The sequence below is a fragment of the Mycobacterium neumannii genome (assembly GCF_002245615.1).
GTDB classification, from domain to species: Bacteria; Actinomycetota; Actinomycetes; order Mycobacteriales; family Mycobacteriaceae; genus Mycobacterium; species Mycobacterium neumannii_A.
The window spans coordinates 12,961-30,441 of record NZ_NKCO01000008.1; the positions used below are offsets into that span (position 1 = coordinate 12,961).

General features: G+C 65.8%; 17 protein-coding genes and 3 pseudogenes. 14 read left to right on the top strand and 6 right to left on the bottom strand.

Annotated features, from left to right (window positions below):
• Positions 1-15 precede the first annotated feature (15 nt).
• Together CEX88_RS11470 and CEX88_RS11475 are read left to right on the top strand one after the other, a co-directional pair.
• A complete protein-coding gene (locus tag CEX88_RS11470; RefSeq protein ID WP_094293592.1) occupies positions 16-633 on the top strand; it encodes a DUF2867 domain-containing protein in 618 nt (205 codons plus the stop codon).
• The gene (locus tag CEX88_RS11475; RefSeq protein ID WP_202931460.1) at positions 630-1,196 is read left to right on the top strand and encodes a hypothetical protein; all 567 of its coding nucleotides are present in this window, start codon (positions 630-632) and stop codon (positions 1,194-1,196) included. Before CEX88_RS11470 ends, CEX88_RS11475 begins: the two co-directional genes overlap by 4 nt.
• On the opposite strand, the gene CEX88_RS11480 is transcribed toward CEX88_RS11475, so the two are convergent.
• Positions 1,106-1,687, bottom strand: a complete 582-nt coding sequence (locus tag CEX88_RS11480; protein WP_238382051.1) for a hypothetical protein — start codon at positions 1,685-1,687, stop codon at positions 1,106-1,108. The two genes, CEX88_RS11475 and CEX88_RS11480, sit on opposite strands and share 91 nt — an antisense overlap.
• 249 nt (positions 1,688-1,936) lie before the next feature.
• On the opposite strand from CEX88_RS11480, the gene CEX88_RS11485 reads away from it, so the two are divergent.
• The 3 genes and pseudogenes from CEX88_RS11485 to CEX88_RS26595 all read left to right on the top strand — a co-directional run.
• The gene (locus tag CEX88_RS11485; RefSeq protein ID WP_094293593.1) at positions 1,937-3,226 is read left to right on the top strand and encodes a cytochrome P450; all 1,290 of its coding nucleotides are present in this window, start codon (positions 1,937-1,939) and stop codon (positions 3,224-3,226) included.
• 809 nt (positions 3,227-4,035) lie between these two features.
• Complete coding sequence (locus CEX88_RS11490) at positions 4,036-6,369, top strand: beta strand repeat-containing protein (protein WP_126315861.1); 2,334 nt, start codon at positions 4,036-4,038, stop codon at positions 6,367-6,369.
• Positions 6,370-6,791: 422 nt separating this feature from the next.
• Positions 6,792-6,902 (top strand): annotated as a pseudogene (locus tag CEX88_RS26595) (zinc finger domain-containing protein); the annotation flags it as partial.
• Between the two features lie 644 nt (positions 6,903-7,546).
• Here the strand turns inward: CEX88_RS26595 and CEX88_RS11500 are convergent.
• A pseudogene (locus CEX88_RS11500) lies at positions 7,547-7,899 on the bottom strand (integrase core domain-containing protein); the annotation flags it as partial.
• 3 nt (positions 7,900-7,902) lie between these two features.
• Here CEX88_RS11500 and CEX88_RS26045 point away from each other — a divergent pair.
• On the top strand, positions 7,903-8,124 hold the full coding sequence (locus CEX88_RS26045) for a hypothetical protein (RefSeq protein WP_202931472.1): 222 nt from the start codon (positions 7,903-7,905) through the stop codon (positions 8,122-8,124).
• A gap of 203 nt (positions 8,125-8,327) precedes the next feature.
• Here CEX88_RS26045 and CEX88_RS11505 read toward each other — a convergent pair whose 3' ends face one another.
• Positions 8,328-8,579: a hypothetical protein gene (locus CEX88_RS11505; protein WP_420799213.1), complete on the bottom strand. Its 252-nt coding sequence runs from the start codon at positions 8,577-8,579 to the stop codon at positions 8,328-8,330.
• Between the two features lie 148 nt (positions 8,580-8,727).
• Here CEX88_RS11505 and CEX88_RS11510 point away from each other — a divergent pair, with 148 nt between their 5' ends.
• From CEX88_RS11510 to CEX88_RS11535, 6 genes and pseudogenes are all read left to right on the top strand, one after another.
• Positions 8,728-9,504 carry a helix-turn-helix transcriptional regulator gene (locus tag CEX88_RS11510; RefSeq protein ID WP_094293596.1) on the top strand — a complete coding sequence of 259 codons (777 nt, stop codon included), beginning with the start codon at positions 8,728-8,730 and terminating at the stop codon, positions 9,502-9,504.
• An 8-nt stretch (positions 9,505-9,512) separates the two neighbouring features.
• Positions 9,513-9,629: pseudogene (locus tag CEX88_RS11515) on the top strand (peroxidase-related enzyme); the annotation flags it as partial.
• Between the two features lie 75 nt (positions 9,630-9,704).
• Positions 9,705-10,124, top strand: a complete 420-nt coding sequence (locus tag CEX88_RS11520; RefSeq protein ID WP_064418639.1) for a lipoprotein LpqH — start codon at positions 9,705-9,707, stop codon at positions 10,122-10,124.
• An 11-nt stretch (positions 10,125-10,135) separates the two neighbouring features.
• Complete coding sequence (locus CEX88_RS11525) at positions 10,136-10,507, top strand: nuclear transport factor 2 family protein (protein WP_064418638.1); 372 nt, start codon at positions 10,136-10,138, stop codon at positions 10,505-10,507.
• 52 nt (positions 10,508-10,559) lie between these two features.
• Positions 10,560-11,282 carry a FadR/GntR family transcriptional regulator gene (locus tag CEX88_RS11530; RefSeq protein WP_066843749.1) on the top strand — a complete coding sequence of 241 codons (723 nt, stop codon included), beginning with the start codon at positions 10,560-10,562 and terminating at the stop codon, positions 11,280-11,282.
• Positions 11,279-11,968, top strand: coding sequence for a sterol desaturase family protein (locus tag CEX88_RS11535; protein ID WP_094293597.1), 690 nt, complete (start codon positions 11,279-11,281; stop codon positions 11,966-11,968). The genes CEX88_RS11530 and CEX88_RS11535 overlap by 4 nt, the downstream gene beginning before the upstream one ends.
• Here CEX88_RS11535 and CEX88_RS11540 read toward each other — a convergent pair.
• Positions 11,965-12,696, bottom strand: coding sequence for a L,D-transpeptidase (locus tag CEX88_RS11540; RefSeq protein WP_064418635.1), 732 nt, complete (start codon positions 12,694-12,696; stop codon positions 11,965-11,967). The two genes, CEX88_RS11535 and CEX88_RS11540, sit on opposite strands and share 4 nt — an antisense overlap.
• Positions 12,697-13,022: 326 nt before the next feature.
• Positions 13,023-14,381 carry a DUF7159 family protein gene (locus CEX88_RS11545; RefSeq protein WP_202931461.1) on the bottom strand — a complete coding sequence of 453 codons (1,359 nt, stop codon included), beginning with the start codon at positions 14,379-14,381 and terminating at the stop codon, positions 13,023-13,025.
• Positions 14,382-14,602: 221 nt separating this feature from the next.
• Between CEX88_RS11545 and CEX88_RS11550 the strand changes: the two genes are divergently transcribed.
• Positions 14,603-16,069 carry a peptide MFS transporter gene (locus tag CEX88_RS11550; RefSeq protein WP_066843761.1) on the top strand — a complete coding sequence of 489 codons (1,467 nt, stop codon included), beginning with the start codon at positions 14,603-14,605 and terminating at the stop codon, positions 16,067-16,069.
• 19 nt (positions 16,070-16,088) lie between these two features.
• Here the strand turns inward: CEX88_RS11550 and CEX88_RS11555 are convergent, their stop codons facing one another.
• Positions 16,089-17,039 (bottom strand): threonine ammonia-lyase, encoded by a 951-nt coding sequence (locus CEX88_RS11555; RefSeq protein ID WP_094293598.1) that lies wholly within the window; start codon positions 17,037-17,039, stop codon positions 16,089-16,091.
• A 44-nt stretch (positions 17,040-17,083) separates the two neighbouring features.
• On the opposite strand from CEX88_RS11555, the gene CEX88_RS11560 reads away from it, so the two are divergent.
• The gene (locus CEX88_RS11560) at positions 17,084-17,461 is read left to right on the top strand and encodes a thiol-disulfide oxidoreductase DCC family protein (RefSeq protein ID WP_094293599.1); all 378 of its coding nucleotides are present in this window, start codon (positions 17,084-17,086) and stop codon (positions 17,459-17,461) included.
• Positions 17,462-17,481 lie beyond the last annotated feature (20 nt).

A 17,481-nucleotide genomic window follows, 5' to 3' on the forward strand; every position in this document is an offset into this window, starting at 1 on the left:
AGCATACAGTTATGTATGTTTGGTGGTGAGCGACTCGCCGGCGCCGAGCACCTGGCCCGGCCTTGGCGCATCCACGAAATCGCGGGCGAGTTCGAAGTTCTCGACGTCTGGGCGCTTCCCACGGCCGGCGGCCGCGACGATTTCGGCGACCTCGTCGGACTCTGGCGCGCGTTCGACCCCGGCAGAACCTCCCCCGTCGTACGCGCGCTGTTCGCTGTCCGTTGGGCGCTCGGAAGGTGGCTCGCGCTCGACACGCCGAAAGAAGGACTGGGCGTACGCGTCGCGACGCTGCGGGACCGGCTCGCGCCGGAATTGCGGTCTACGGCATCACAACTCGGCATCGAACACGATCACTTTGAACCCCTGTACCTCACCGACGACGAATTCGCGGTGGAGATCGCCAACCGAACCGTGCACGGGGTCCTGCATGTCGGCTGGGTGGCCGGTACCTCCGGCGCTCACCGCGGGCAGATGGCGGTTCTTGTCCGGCCCAACGGCGCGATGGGCCGGATGTATCTGACAGCGATCGCCCCCTTCCGTCACCTGATCGTCTATCCGCTGATGCTGCGCGACATCGGCCGACTGTGGCGAAGCAGGCCGGGTGCAACACGACACGAAAGCAGGCAGCCATGACAAGAACCCCCGCCTCCGATCGCCGTGTTCAGCAGATCCGTCCACCCGAAGCGTTGCTCACCACGAGCGCGCTCGGGCGCATTGACTACGCCGACGCCTTCGAGGTCGGCATCGAGCATCCGCTCGACTGCAGCGCCGAAGATTGGATGCGCACGATATTGGAAGGGGCACCGGTTCACATGCGCATCCGTCTGCTCTCGGCGTGGTCGGCGATCGGACTCAAGCTGCGGCCCCCCGGGTCGAGTCGGACGATCCTCGGGTGGCCCATCCGCGCCACCGTCGCCGATTCCGTACTGCTCGGTGCACACTCACGTGTCGGGATGCCCGGGGAGCTGTTGTTGCGCCGCCGGGACGGCGGGTTACTGTTCGCGACGTTCGTCCGTCAGGACAACCCGATCGCGCGCAAGCTGTGGTCGACGATCGAGGATTCGCACGTACAAACGGTGCGATCGCTGCTGGAGCGAGTCCGCGGCTACGGCGTCGGCGCCGAAGGCGCGGGCACGGGCGGCGCGGGTGGGGCCGGCGCCACCGGCGCGGGAGCTGCCGGCGCGTTCGGCACGTAGGGTCCGGGCTTCTGCTCCGGAATCGGCGTGTTCATGCCGCGCTGTGCGAGACCCATGATCAACGCTTCCTTACCGCTGATCTCCTGCCTCTGGACGGCGTGCCACAAGTCCTTCAGGTAGCTGACGTTTGGACTCTCGTTTCCTCGGCCGGTCGGGTCCAGCACGGTCCCCGGCGGCAGCGTCTCCGGGCTCGCGAGGTGCGGGACGGGCTCGGGCGGGGTGGCCGGCGTTTCGGCTTCTTCAGGCGCGGGCGGCGGCGCCGCGGGCGCCGGGCGCATCAACGCCAACGGATCCGGGGCGGCTGCCGGTGGCGGGGCGGGCGCCGGCGCAGCGGCTTCCAGAACCGGCGCGCTGCTGGGCGCCGCGGGCGGCGCTGGCGAAGGAACCGGCGCGGCAGGTTCGGCGAGGGTCTGCGGCGCAGCGGCCATGAGTGCCGCTGCCAATCCCGCGCCAAGCAGCGAAAGCTTCTTCGGGTTGATGACGATCCTCACCGCTGCCCCCTTTCCGGGTTACCGCCGAAAGACCGGAGCGCGGCCTTCGACGGCGTCACTGTTGGTTCGAACAGTTTCGCAGAATTGTTACAGGAGTGCTCGTCGTGACGAAGAGGTCAATTACCGCGCCGGAGAGAACACGTTCCACTTCTCTTTTCGTCGGACTTTCCCGAACCCGCCTCACCAGCCCCTGACCGTGGTGTAGCAAGGCGGTGAGGGCACTAGACGACGTCATAGAGGAATGCAGCCATGCCGACTCCGAACCTTCCGCCCGGATTCGATTTCACCGATCCAGATATCTATGCCGAACGCCTGCCGGTCGACGAACTCGCCGAGCTGCGCAAGGTGGCGCCGATCTGGTGGAACGAACAGACGAAAGGGAACCTGGCCTTCGGCGACGACGGTTTCTGGGTGGTCACCAAGCACAAGGACGTCAAGGAGATCTCGCGACGCAGCGACGTCTTCTCCAGCAACAAGAAGACCGCGCTTCCCCGCTATCGCGACGAGGCCGATCCCGAATCGCTCGAGGGCGGCAAGGTGGTCCTGCTCAATCAGGACGCCCCGCACCATACGCATCTGCGCAAGATCGTCTCGCGTGCGTTCACCCCGCGCGCGGTCGAATCCCTGCGCGCCGAACTGCGCGAGCGCGCGGCCAAGATCGTCAAGGCGGCCGCCGCCGAGGGCTCCGGCGACTTCGTCGAGCAGGTGTCGGCCGAACTTCCGCTGCAGGCGATCGCGGGGCTGATGGGTGTGCCGCAGGAAGATCGGATGAAGCTGTTCCACTGGTCGAATCAGATGGTGGGCGATCAGGATCCGGAGTACACCCGCAACGACCCCACCGCCGCCTCGGTCGAGCTGATCATGTACGGCATGCAAATGGCCGCGGAGCGCAGCAAGAACCCGGGCGAGGATCTGGTCACCAAGCTCGTGCAGGCCGACGTCGAGGGGCACAAACTCACCGACGACGAGTTCGGCTTCTTCGTCATCCTGCTGGCGGTGGCGGGCAACGAGACGACGCGGAACTCGATCACCCAGGGCATGATGGCGTTCACCGAATTCCCCGACCAGTGGGAGCTTTTCAAGCGGGAACGGCCCGTCACCGCGGCCGACGAGATCGTGCGCTGGGCCACCCCCGTCACGTCGTTTCAGCGCACCGCACTCGAGGACACCGAGCTGTCCGGTGTGAGGATCAAGAAAGGCGACCGGGTCGTCATGTTCTACCGGTCGGCCAATTTCGACGAAGAGGTCTTCGACGACCCCTACACCTTCAACATCCTGCGAGATCCCAACCCGCACGTCGGATTCGGCGGCACGGGTGCGCACTACTGCATCGGCGCGAACCTGGCCCGTATGACGATCGACCTCATCTTCAACGCGATCGCCGACGAGATGCCGAACCTGCGGCCGCTGAGCCCGCCCGAACGGCTCCGGTCCGGCTGGCTCAACGGCATCAAACACTGGCAGGTTGACTACGTCGGCGCCGACACGGCCGTCGGTGGTCGGGCGCCGGTGGGCGCCCGCAGCGAGCCCGCGCCGTGACGGCGTCCCCCGATCGGCGGACACACCTTTCCACCGGGGAAGGGTCCGATCGGCGGACGCGCCGGGTGGCAGCGCATCGATACCGTCACTTCGGCACCTGAAAGAGACGGGTGTCTGGTTCCACCCGGACGGGATCGACTACCAAGCCGGGTCTTGTTCGCAAGACCGGACCGTGAGTTGTCCATCGGGGGCACGCCTTACCCCACGGTCTGTCCCGTCCGGGCCCCACCGCGTATCAGTAGTCGATGATCGAGCGCCAGTACTCCTCTGGTGTTGAAGGCTCAACGCTGTGCTTGACCTGCGAGGTGGGCGGCGTGCCAGGCCGTGAAGGCCCAGTAGTAGACCGTTGGGCCGCGAGGTGCCTCGGAACGCTAGGTCAATGCCCTGACCGGTTATGTCACCGCGGATGCGGCAACTGCTTGGCTAGCAGTCCGACTTTGCAACAGTTACCTAGAGAGAATCATCTTGCGCATGAAATTGCCTTGGCGTGAACCTTGGTCAACAAAATTTTGCGGAAGTGACAGTTTCAGCGAAGTGACCGCGCTACCGTCACTCGCACGCCCGTTGTGAGCTAGCTGAGAACCAACTCAGAGAAAGGCCCGTCAACGGGCTAAGGCGGGGCCATCGGGGGCGCTGACATGCATCTGCCATACACCCACTTCGCACGCTGTCGCGTGCGCCCTCAGCCCATGAATCCAGAACAGCGGAAATATCGCACACCACGTCGTGCACAGGGGACCATCATGCAAAACACGAGCTGCATCGGGCGAGTCGGGGCGCTAGCCGTCGCACTAGGCATCGGAGTCGGATTGGTCTCGACGCCGTGGGTGGTATCAGCCAAGCCGTCCGACGACACGGCCTCGTCAACCGAGTCCGATTCATCAAACGCGAAGGCACCCAAGGCGCCTAAAGCCCAGAAGCCGGAAAAGAGTGTCGCTGTCTCGAAGAATGGGGTGGTCAAGAAGCAAAGAGGCACCGCGAGTGCCTCTACCCCAGAAGGCAGCACCGGCACCAAGTCTAAGGCCAAAGGCGATGGTGCCACAGCGAACGTGACTAGCGGCAACAACAGTAGGGCCAGCGCCACGGGCACTAATGCCACTGCCACCGCGGCCGGCGGCGTCAACAACCGTGCCACCGTCAAAGGCGATAACAGCACCGCCCGCGCCGGTTCAGATGGCAACGACAGCAACAGCAACACTGCCTCGGTGCGGGGCGACAACAGCGCTGCGTACGCGGGCTACGGCGGCTCCGGCAACAGCAACAACACCGCCACCGTCACCGGGAATGACAGCGCCGCCGGGGCGGGCTCGTTCGGTGGCAACAACACCTACAACACTGCCACCGTTGAGGGCGACAACGCCCAAGCCTGGGCCGGCGGGGGCACAGGGCCAGAACTCCCATTCCCGGACGGCGGACCAGGTAGCAACAGTTCCGGCAACACGGCGATTGCCACCAACACGGGCAGTGATAGCGAGGTCTACGCCTACGCCGGCGTCGTTGGGGACAATAACGACAACAACGCCGCCACCGCCACAAACAACGGCGCCGGCAACGCCTTCGTCGGAGCTGCAGCTGGAGCCAAGGGTATTGATAACAGCGACAACTCTGCCACCGCTACGAATAGCGGTGACAACGCCGTGACAGAAAGCTTGGCCGGCTCAGCTGGCAACAACAACACCGGTAACACCACCGCATCCTCAAACAGTGGAGACAACGCCGAGACGGAGAGCGGGGCCGGCTCTGGTGGCAACAACAACACCGGTAACACCGCCACTGCCTTCAACAGCGGCCTCGACAGCTTCATCGCCGCCATCGCCGGCTCGTCTGGCGACGACAACAGCGACAACGTCGCCACCATCACGAGTACCGACACCAGCACCGGCATCGCCTACGCCGGCTCTCTCGGCTCCGGCAACAACAGCAACGCCGCCACCGTCACCGGGAACGACAGCACCGCCGGCGCAGGCTCTTTCGGCGATCACAACGCGACCAACATCGCCTCGGTTGAGGGCGATAACACCCAAGCGTGGGCTGGCGGCGGCACCACGCCGGACGTTCTGGGCGGCGGACCCGGCAGTAACAGCACTGGCAACAGGGCCACCGCCACCAACACCGGCAGCGATAGCGTGGTCATCGTCGCCGCCGGCGTTGTGGGCGATGACAACGACCAAAACACCGCCACCGTCACTAACACCGGCAGCGATGGTGGGACTTTTGCCGCCAGCGCCGGCGTGAAGGGCAACAACAACGACAACAACACCGCCACTGCCACCAACACCGGCCTAGACAGCTTCCTCGCCGCCATTGCTGGGTCTGGCGGTGATGACAACAGCAACAACACCGCCACCATCACGGGCAACTGGGACGGAACCGGTATCGGCACCGGGAGCGGGAGCGCCTACGCCGGCTCTCTCGGCTCCGGCAACAGCAACAACACCGCCACCGTCATCGGCACCGACAGCACCGCCGGGGCGGGCTCCTTCGGCGACAACAACACCGACAACACCGCCGCCGCGGAGGGTGGAAACGCCGAAGCCTGGGCCGGCGGCGGAACGCAAAATATCTTTGGCACCACGACTGGCAACAACAACTCCGGCAACACCGCCACCGCTACTAACAGCGGAGAGGTCCCGCACAACAGCGATTACATCACCTACGCCCAGGCCGGTGTCACGGGCGACAACAACACCGACAACACCGCCACCGCAGCCAACAGCGGCGACAACGGCGTCGCGTCGGCTGGCGCCGGCTCTGTCGGCGACAGCAACGCTGCCAACAGCGCCACCGCGTCCAACAGCGGCAACGACAGCGTTGCTTCTGCCTTAGCCGGCACCTCGGGCCACAACAATAGTGTCAATAACGCGGACGCCTCGAACTTCGCGGATGGTTCCAGCATCTTCGCCGAAGCCGGTTGGTTCGGAAACAACAACAGTGACAACAACGCCACCGCCACCAACAACGGCCTCGACGCCCTACTCAATGCCATCGCCGGCTCGTTCGGAGACGACAACACCGATAACATCGCCATCGCAACCAACGCCGTTGGCGGGACCACTACTACTGCCGAAGCAGGCAGTAACAGCGATGGCAACGACAGCGTCGAGGTCGAAGCAACCGACGGACAGATCATCATCCACCCGTAGTCGCGAATACCACCCGAACTCGGCCACGTACGTCCACCACTACGAAACCGCCGCTAGGTCAGAGGTTCGAGGTCACAGCTCCTACGTGGTAGTTCGCTGGCCGAGCTTGACCGGCGGCTGTGACGGCACTTGGCGGCCGCCGGATTTGGTCGTGATTCGTGTCAACCGCGAAAAGATGGTCGGTAATCTCCGACCATTTGGTCGGCATCGTCGTCTATTTCACTTGCACAAGCAACAGGTGGAACAACCAGTAGTGGCTAGTGCTCGATGATCGAGCGTCAGTACTTCTCCGGTATGAGTCGCTCAACGCTGTACGTGACCTGCAAAAACAAGGTCAGCGTCATACTCTTTGCCATTGGTATCTTCGGCTGAGCTGACTCCCGCTCCATCGAGGGAGACAGCCATGACCACGGCCGCCAACCCGCACCCGGCCCCTGGACCATCCGTGTCCGTTCTGTGGCGCATCCGAGGGCCAACCATGCCGAACCCAAAACAGGGGTCGACTACGACTGGCCACGCTCGCGTCGATTTGAGCTGGTTGTTGACTGATGGCACCAGCATCGGCCCACCTACCAGGCACTGTGCTGCCAGTGCGGCAATGTCGAACCGTGAAGGTCGCGCCGAAGCGACGCGGCTACTGGGCGACCGGACTGGCATCGAGACGTCGGCGATCTGAGTGTGAGGCGTGGGGAGAGATCACGACGCACGCGTGGCGATGACCCGTAGCGCGATTAGGAAGGGAATTGCAAACGCGTGGCACTTGGAGGCGAAGTGCCGAAGGGTTGGCCTTGGGATGCCGACCGTCGCACCTACCGGGAAGTCAACGTCCCCCGCGCAGCCCCTACCTCCGGCACGCTTACGTGGTGGAGGACGCGCAATAGCTTGGAGCCGGGGAACGCTACGTGACGGCGATATGCGGCGACACGACGCCGTTCGACCGGGACCCTTCCGGAACAGAGTGGATGACAGCCGGTACGGCGACGATGGGGTTACGCCGCGCGCCGGGAGGTGCGCGACGAGGAGTGCGAGGATCCCGAGACCGGGCTGTGGTGGGTAGAGATGGATTGCGTTAACTGCCTCGTGGCGAATGCGCAGCGTCTAGGGCAAGCCTGTAGGGACTTGTGCAGCAAGCTGCTCGAGGTGACTGCCATCGTTGACCCGCCGATGTACCCAGCCGTCAGGTTGGTAGCAGTCGGCTGATCGGTGCTAGACCGCCGAGTGCACTGTGGCGTCGTTGAGTGTTGTAGTTCTCGATCCCGGGTGCAAGGGCTGCGGCTCGCTCGGCGTTACTGGTGAATATCTGGCGGTATGCCCACTCGGTTTGCAGGGTGCGGTTTAGTCGCTCTGCCTTTCCGTTCTGCCAGGTGCAGTGCGGTTTGATGAACACTTGTCGGGCGCCCAACTCGTGACAGACTTCGCGGATTGACCAGCGGTAGGCCTAGGCGTTATCGGTCCTCACTCGCTCGATGCGGGTGATGCCATGCTGGTGGAAGTACCCGCGGCGGCGCGACGGAGAAATGCCGCGCAGGTGTAGTGCGGCCGGTTACTGGCACACCGGGCAGCCTTACGCGGTGCAACAGCAGATCGATCGGCTGGAACTACTACTTGTGCGGCTGGCCAATTCCGCCCGACGCAATGGACTGGCCGGAACTCGACGCCCTCAACGATGACGTGCGCACCACCACGGCCGACGCAGTGCTGTTGTTAAAGCACGCCGCCGCCCATTTCGACGCTCAGCTTCACGAGCGGCCCTGAGCAGCCCAACTTTCAGGGAACTCATAGTTCGCGATGAAGCTGAACTAACCCTTCGGCTTGTCGCCTGCTCACGTAGTAGCCGGTCGAATCCATAGGTTATTTTCGATTGGCGCCCGCCGGGGTGGGCCGGTTGTCGCCTGTGTCTTCGGTGTCAGGCATCGGCAGTCTCTCGTTGAGCGCGTGGGTTGGGGGCAGGTCAACCGCTATCGGGAGTTGAGCAGTGAGAGCCAATAATCCTCCGGTATCTCACTGTTCGACTTCAGCACCATGGCCAGACCGGTCGCCATCGCGATGCCGAGCAGGCCCAGCCATAACCCGAAGACGCCGATGACGATCCAGAGCGCGGTGGTGACGGCCGGCCACGGCGACAGCATCGCCAGCGCGGGCGCGAAGAAGAAGCCGGCACCGATGTACCACGCCGACCCGGCGCGGTCGGAGATCAGCACGAAACGCAGCCACCGGGGGATCGGCGCGTCGCGGGTATCGCCCCCATGATTGCCTCCTTCTGTTCGATGGCACTGACAACGCTGCCCTCCTGAGGTAACCAGCGCAATTACCTGCCAGGTAGTGGCCCGGGCGCTCGTGGGCGGCCACACTGGCAACATGACCTTCGCGGCTGTGCAGACCCAGACATTCGGCGTGCTGTTGAAACAGTGGCGTGGCCGCCGTCGGCTCAGCCAGCTCGATCTCGCCGTCGCCGCCGATGTGTCGCCCCGGCACGTCAGCTTCATCGAGACCGGACGATCCACCCCGAGCCGGACGATGGTGCTGCGGCTGGCCGAGGTGCTCGACGTGCCGCGTCGTGAGCAGAACCAGCTGTTGATGGCGGCAGGTTTGGCGCCGGTGCACCCCGAGCGGTCCCTTGATGACCCGGACATGGCTGCAGTCCGCGCCGGAATCGATCGAGTCCTGTTCGCCTACAACCCTTTTCCGTGTGTCGCGGTGGACCGCGGATGGCAGATCGTGCGGGCCAACGAGGGTGCCGGCGTGCTGATGGACGGTGTCGCACCAGAACTGCTCGAACGCCCGAACGCGCTGCGCATCGCCTTGCATCCCAACGGTCTGGCGCCGAGGATCAGAAACCTCGCGCAGTGGCGGCACCACCTCATCGAGCGCCTCCGGCGTGAGGTCGCCGTGAGCGGCTCCGATGTGCTGTCGTCGCTCTTGGCCGAAATCGACTCCTACCCCGGCGGTTCCGACGGCTCATCGGATCTGGGCAGCGTGGCGGTACCGCTCGAGCTCGCCACACCCGACGGGCGCCTGCTGACCTTCCTGTCCACCGTGACGACGTTCGGCACCGCGCTCGACCTCACCGCCGCCGAGCTCTCGATCGAGGCGTTCCTGCCCGCCGACGACGCCACCGCCGCCGCCTTGCGGTGAGAGCCGGCGATCATCGGATCCTGGAGGGCATCTCGATCGCCGGGTTCATCGGCGCGACCAACCGGATCGGCATCGAGCTGTCGGTCCCACCCAATCCCGAGTACACGGGTATCCCCGGCCGCTGACCGCCGGAACACGCCGCACCGGTAGTCGACCGAACCACGCATATGCGGCCGCAAACACCAATAGAGTCTGGCGTCATGGACATCCGACTCGTTGCGGCGGCCGCGGTCATTCTCGGTGCCGGGGTCGCGGGCTGCTCCACACCGCCCGCGGCACTCGGTGGGACGACCGCGAAGGTAACCATCAACGGCGAGAGCACCGGTGGACCGCACGCCGTGTCGTGCACCCAGTCCGGGTGGCTGTGGACGATCGAGACACCCGACGAGAACAAGGGCTTCACGGCCAGCGTCGGCACCGGAGACAAGGTCACCGTCGAATCGGTGGCCTTCCACGACTTCGGCGGCTTCACCGGCAACTTCTGGCAGGGGAACATCGGCGAGGCCGAGGTCGAGGGCGACGGCGGCACGTTCACCATCACCGGGTCGGCGGATGGTTCGTTCACCGACAACCCGAGTAACGCGGTGACGGCCACCTTCCGCATCGAAGCCCACTGCTGAGGGTCTGCGTCGTGCATGAGTTTCGTCGGGCGGTCGAGTCCGGGGATCTCGATGCCGTCATCGCGCTGTGCCGCGACGACATCGTGTTCCGCAGCCCCGTCGTCTTCACCCCATACGAGGGGCGCGACGCGCTGCGAACGATCCTCGCGGCGGTGATGGAGGTCTTCGAGGACTTCCGTTACGTCCGTGAGATCGGAGCGGCCGACGCCCGGGACCACGCGCTGGTGTTCCAGGCGAAAGTCGGCGACAAGGACATCGAAGGATGCGACTTCGTTCGAACCGATGAGGACGGGGCCATCAGCGAGCTCACCGTGATGGTGCGCCCGTTATCGGCGACGCTGAGCCTGGCCGAGACCATGAAGGAGCGGCTGGCGGGAGCCTGATCCACTGGTCTGACCACTTGACCTCTGGCCTGTCCGGTGGCACGCTAACCACATGGCCCTGCAACCGGTTAATCGGCGCTCCGTGCCCGAGGACGTGTTCGAACAGATCGTGTCCGAGGTGCTCAGCGGGCAGATGCAACCCGGCGAGCACCTGCCCAGCGAGCGCAGACTGGCCGAGGTCCTCGGCGTCTCCCGGCCCGCGGTTCGGGAGGCGCTCAAGCGACTCACCGCAGCAGGCCTGGTCGAGGTGCGGCAGGGTGATGCGACCACCGTGCGCGACTTTCGGCGCCACGCGGGTCTGGATCTCCTTCCGCGGCTGCTCATCCGGGCCGGCGAACTCGACCTGTCCGTCGTCAGGAGCATCCTGGAGACGCGGTTGCACAACGGGCCCAAGGTCGCCGAACTGGCCGCCGAACGCAGCGGTCCCGCTCTGGCCGAAGCGCTCGATCAGACTCTGCGAGATCTGGACACCGAGGACGATCCCGTCGCGCAGCAACGCCATGCCCTGGCATTCTGGGACCACATCGTCGACGGGGCCGACTCGATCGCGTTCCGGCTGATGTACAACACGCTGCGAGCCACCTACGAACCCGCGCTTCCCGCCCTGGCCACCGTGATGGCCGCAGAAGTTGGAAGGCCACACGCATACCGCGAGTTGGCCGACGCGATCACCGCACACGATCCGGCGCGCGCCCGGCGGGCCGCCCAGGACCTCCTCGAACCGGCGACCGCAGCGCTACTGGACGCTCTCGACAATCTGAAGGATCAACGATGACCACGACCGCACGGCGCGCACGCAAGGACTTCACGCTCACCGATGCGCTGCGCCAATTCTGGAAACACCCCTCCCCCTGGATGATCGGCGCCACCCTCGTCGCCGCGGTGATAGCCCGTATCGCTGTCGGCGACTGGCAGCCCACCGATGCGATGGTACCGGTGGTGATGCTCGCGCTGTTTCCGTTCTTCGAGTGGATCATCCACGTCTTCGTTCTGCACTGGAAGCCGAAACGGCTGGGCCCGTTGACGGTCGACCCTCTGCTGGCGCGAGAGCACCGCGCGCACCACAGCGATCCGCGCGACGTCCCGTTGATCTTCATCCCATGGAAGTCGTTGGCCACGTGGGTGTTGCCGTTGACGGTCGCGGTCGGCCTCTTGGCGTTCCCGCGGTTGGGTATGGGGCTTACATACCTCGTCTGTATCGGAACGCTCGGGCTGGTCTACGAGTGGACGCACTACCTGATCCACAGCGACTACAAACCGAAAACCGCTCTGTATCGGGCGATCTGGCGCAACCACCGGCATCATCACTTCAAGAACGAGCACTACTGGTTCACCGTGACCAGTTCGGGAACTGCCGACAGGGTGCTCGGCACCTATCCCGACCCGGCCGAGGTGCAGAACTCACCGACGGTGAAGAACCTGCATGCCGATGCGCAACCGGTCGGCGCGCCCGGCGACTAAGCCTGGACGATGACCGGGTCGCCGATGCTCACCATGTCGTAGTACCACGCCGCGTTGTCCGGACTGAGGTTGATGCAGCCGTGGCTCACGTTCTCGTATCCCTGCGATCCCGTCGACCAGGGTGCCGAGTGCACGTACACGCCGCCCCAGTTGATGCGGACGGCGTAGTAGACGGTGAGCTTGTAGCCTTCGGGATCGTCCAGCGGAATGCCGATGGTGCGGGAATCCATGATCACCGGGCTCTGCTTCTCGAGCACCGTGAACGATCCCTTGGGTGTCGCGAAGCCCGGCTTGCCCATCGATGCGGGCATCTCACGCATGGTTTCGCCGTCGACGCTGACGGTGAAGGTATGGGCGTCGATGTCGGCGACCGCGAGCACCTCCGAGCCGGTCTGAAAGTTGGCCTTGGCATCGCCTGCCATCACGGTGATGGTGGAATGCGCCGGGAAGAACTCCTCCGGAGTCCACTGCAGCACACGGTCATCGAGCCAGGCGAAGGTTCCCTTCTGGGTACCGGGCGGCATCGCAGGCGCGGAGACGCCGAACGTGCGCTCGGCGGCCGCCCGGTCGTCGATGGGCTGCTTGAACGTCACCGTAATCGGGTGCGCCACACCGACCGTCTGGCCGGCAGGCTGAATGCTGGCTACTGCGTTCGATGTTGCGATGCCCGCTGAACTAGTCGGGGCGGAGACCACGGTGAGCACCGCGAGGCTCGCCACCGCGAGCATATTTCGTAGCTTCAGCACACTTTTATCCTAATTCGTCTCGTGGAGTTCCCCGGGCAATCGCAAGGCGGGCTCGCGCGCGCATGTCGCAGCACGGGCGGATACCCACTCCCCACGCTTATCGAACGCGCTGCTCAGAACGTTTCACACCGGATCGGCCTCAGACGAGGTCGTGATTCGGTTGGCGGCTGGCAAATCCCCGCCGACGACGGGCCCAGTGCCCCCAGCACACCATCGGTTCGCGATTCGCCCAACCGGCGCGGGCAGTACTGCGCTGCGATCGGGCTATGCGGGTCGCGTCCCGGATTGTGCCGCAGGCGGTCGGCGAGTCACCCAGGGGGCGGCAGCGGCGCGGGTTCGGAGGCCGGGGGTGCGACGTCCACGTGCGGTGGCGTGACGGCCGCCTCGGGCGGCGGCGGAGGCAGCGGCGCCCCCGGCGGTGGAGCCAGCGCGGGATCGACGGGCGGTGGTGCCGGTGCCTGTTGGAGCGCGGGGTCGTCGCCGCCGACGTCGGAGAACCGGTCCCTGATGCGCTGCAACCAGCCTCGGCGCTCGGGCACCGGAGTGGGCTCTGCAGGCACCAGACCGGGAGCCATCGACTCCGGCGGCAGCGCGGGCGGCCCCGGCACCGGCGCGACGGGTGCTTGAGGTGGCGGTGCGGCGGGCAGCGGATCCTCCACCGCTGCGGGGACGTCGACGACGGCCACGGACGGTTCCTCCGGCGGCGCCGGAATCGCGGCCGGTGGCGGTGCGGGGGGTGCCGCGGGCACAGGCGTAACGGCCGGGCGGGGCGCGGGTGCTGCCGCGATATCGGGCGACGATTTGGCAGCCGGGCTCGGCTCGGCGGGCGTGGTGTCCTTGCCCGGCGCCAGCTGCATGCTGATCGCCGCCGAGACCGATACGACGAAAGTGACCGTCCCCGCGGCCAGCATGGCCAACGGCCCGGTATGGGCGGGCTGTCGTCGAGGCCGCCTGCCTGCGCGCTCGAACGGCTGCTCGGCGTCGAACACCGACGGACCGCTGTCGGCCGCCGCGAGCGCAGCGCCGCGCGCCAAGGCCAACTCGGCTTCGGCGGGCGCGAACACCGGCACCGACAACACGGTCTCCAGCCGGGGCATGATCGCGTCCAGATCCGCGCCCGACCCCACCAGCACCAACGCCTCGGGCCGCCAGTCGACCCTGGTGAACACCGTGTTCAACCAGCGGATCAACGATTCTTCGCTGTCGATCGAGTGGCTGACCGCGGTCTGCACGGCCCCCTCGCGGGTGTTGACGACCAGCGCAACGACCGCGTCGTACTCGATCACGCACACCGCGGTGACCTCGTTGCCGATCAACTCGGCCACACCCCACGCCAAGGCCTCCGACGCCTCGGGCAGTTGCACCGCCACCGCGTTGTCGAATCCGCATTCGCGCAGCGATCGAAGGAGCAGCGACGCTTCGGCTTGGGCGTCGTCGCTCCACGTCACACCGATGGTGTGCAACCGGTGACCGCGGCTGGCGGCAAGCGCTTCGGTGCGCAGCACCGCGGCTGCGGCCTCGTCGGAGGCGTGTCGCGGAGACGACCGGCGGGTCGGCAGGATCTCAATGGCTTCGCGGTCGACGGTTGCGCCGTCGGCGTCCTGCCCTTCGACGAGGACAAGACCGACGGCCGACGGTGTCACCGACAAGCCGAGTACGGCGTCCACTCATACCCCTTCGGACGTCCACTTACCGGGGTGACCGTAACAGTACGACGCACCGCCGCCTCCCCGGGGAGTGGGCGCTGCGGTGAAAGCTGCTGCCACGGGCCGGAATCGAAATGTGCTGTGCCGCTGAACCTCCTGTAAGAGAAGGCCGAACAGCTTTGCCGGGTCGATTGTTCGCCATCGGGCGCGGCGCACGCGTCGCCGTGGCAATGTGAAGACCCATGGCAGGAGTCCAGCAGACGGAGGGCGGGCCAAGCGGTCGCACGGTGCTCGGTCACCCGATCGGTTTGGCGAACCTGTTCGGCGTGGAGCTGTGGGAGCGGTTCTCCTTCTACGGGATGCTGACGATCCTCGGCTACTACCTCTATTACTCGGTCACCGAGGGCGGTCTCGGGCTCCCGCAGAGCACCGCGACCGGCATCGTCGGCGCGTACGGCGGACTGGTCTACCTGTCGACCGTGCTCGGCGGTTGGATCGCCGACCGGGTGTTGGGCATGGAGCGCACCGTCTTCTACGGCGGCGTCGTGGTGATGTTCGGCCACATCGCCCTGGCCGTCATCCCCGACCTGGCGGGTGTGACCGTGGGGCTGGTGCTCGTCGCTCTCGGTTCGGGAGCGCTGAAGGCCAACGCGTCGTCCCTACTCGGCACGCTCTACGCCAAGGGCGACCCGCGCTGCGACGGCGGATTCACGTTGTTCTATCTCGGTATCAACCTCGGCGCCTTCGTCGGTCCGCTCATCACCGGATTGCTGCAGACCCACGTCGGCTTCCACTACGGATTCGGCGCCGCAGCAATCGGAATGGCCCTCGGCCTGACACAGTACGTCGTCTTCCGTCGCAATCTCGGCGACCACGGACGTCACGTACCGAATCCCCTGCCACGCAGCGCAATCGGTCGGCTGGTGGCCATTGCGCTGGCGGGGGCTGTGGTCATCGGAGTGGTGTTCGCGACGGGCGTGGTGACGCTGGCGAACCTGTCGCATGTCACCACCGGTGTCCTGGTTGCGGCATCGGTGACTTATTTCGTCGTGATGCTGAGAAGCGCCAACGTCACGACCGTCGAACGCGTCAGGGTGCGCGCGTTCATCCCGCTGTTCGTGGCGAACGCCGTGTTCTGGTCGCTGTTTCAGCAGATCTTCACCGTGCTCGCCGTGTACTCCGACGAGCGGATGAACTGGTCGATCTTCGGGTGGACCGCGCCGTCGAACTGGATCGGCTCCATCGAACCGGTGTGGATCATCACGCTGTCACCGCTGTTCGCGGCGATGTGGACCAGGCTCGGCAACCGCGCCCCGACCACCCCGCGCAAGTTCGCGTACGGCGTGATCGGAATGGGTGTGGCGTTCCTGCTGTTTCTGCCGATGGCGGGCACGACCGGCCGCGCGGTGCCCGCGCTGTACATCGTCGGTGTGATGGCGGTGTTCGCGATCAGCGAGCTGATGCTGTCACCGATTGGATTGTCGGCGACCACAAAGCTTGCGCCCGAGGCGTTCCGGGCCCAGATGATGGCGCTGTACTTCTTCTCGGTCGGTATCGGAACGGCGATGTCCGGTGTGTTGGCCGGTTACTACAAGGCGACGCACGAGTTCGCTTACTTCGGGATCATCGGTGCGGTCGCGGTAGCCGCCGGTGTGGTGGTGTTCGCGCTCGCGCCGTGGATCAGCCGCCATATGGAGGGAGTGCATTGATCGCGGCCTCCTCACACGCCTAGCCGGCCAGAATCTCCTGCAGCAGGGCGGGTTCGATGTTGCCGCCGGAGAGGACGACGACCGTTCGGCCCGCCGGGCTCGGGCCTTTACGGTAGGCGGCCAGGGCGACCGCCCCGCTGGGTTCGCTCACCAGGTGTGCACGGTGAGCGAGTTCGCGTACCGCCGAACGAATTTCGTCTTCGGTCACGGTGACGACGTCATCGAGCACCCGTTGCAGGTGGGCGAACGTCAATTCGGAAGGTTGCGAGCGCAACCCGTCGGCGATGGTGCGGTTGCGGTCCTCGATGGACCAGTCGACGCGATGTCCGACGCTCAGGCTCTGGGCGGTGTCGGCGGCCAGTTCCGGTTCGACCCCGATCACCTTGGCATTCGGGCACATCGCCTTGATCGCCGTACCGATCCCCGAGGCGAGGCCGCCGCCGCTGACGGGTATCAGGACCGTGTCGACGCTCGGCATATCCTCGGCGATCTCCAACCCGATCGTGCCCTGGCCGGCGATGATGTCGGGGTGGTCGAACGGCGGTATCAGGACACCGCCGGTCTCCTCGACGACCTCGGCGGCGACCCGTTCCCGTTGTCCCGCACCGCACAACACCACCGTCGCCCCATGGCTTCGAGTGGCCGCCACCTTCACATCCGGCGTCTCCTGCGGCATCACGATGTGGGCGGGTATGGCGTACACCGCCGCCGCGTAGGCCACCGCCTGCGCGTGGTTTCCGCTCGAATATGCCACCACTCCCCTGGTGCGTACGGATTCGTCGAGGTGGCCGATCGCATTGAACGCACCCCGCACCTTGAAAGCCCCGATCGACTGCAGGCTCTCGGGCTTGACCCACAACGGCCGGTCGTCGTCACCGGCCCACGGGGCGGGAAGCAGCGGTGTGCGCAGCACGAAGGCCCGGATCCGCGCGGCCGCCTGTTCGATGCCGTCGAGCGTCACCAATTCCACCCCACCAGTGTGCACCGCAGGGAAACCGGAGACACAATGGCGATATGGCCGGAACCTTGTTCTTCGACGGCAACTGCGGGATGTGCACCCGCGCCGTCTACTTCGTCCTGAAGATGAACCGAACCGGTAGTCTGCGAACCGCGCCGCTGCAGGGCGAGGGCGTCGCCGAGCGGTTGGGCATCCCCCAATCACGCATCCTCGACGTCGCGCGATGGCACGACCAGTCCGGCGATGTGTACGACGGCGCACAGGCGGTCAACGCCGCGCTGGCGGCCGCGCTGGGAACCCGGATCCCGCTCCTCGTGTACCGGATCCCCGGAATCCGTGCGTTGCAGGACGCGGTGTACCGCTATGTCGCCAGTCATCGCCACCGCTTCCCGGGTACGACGCCGTACTGCGAATCTCATCCCGTCGGCTGTTGACCCTGTGGCGGCCGCCTCGG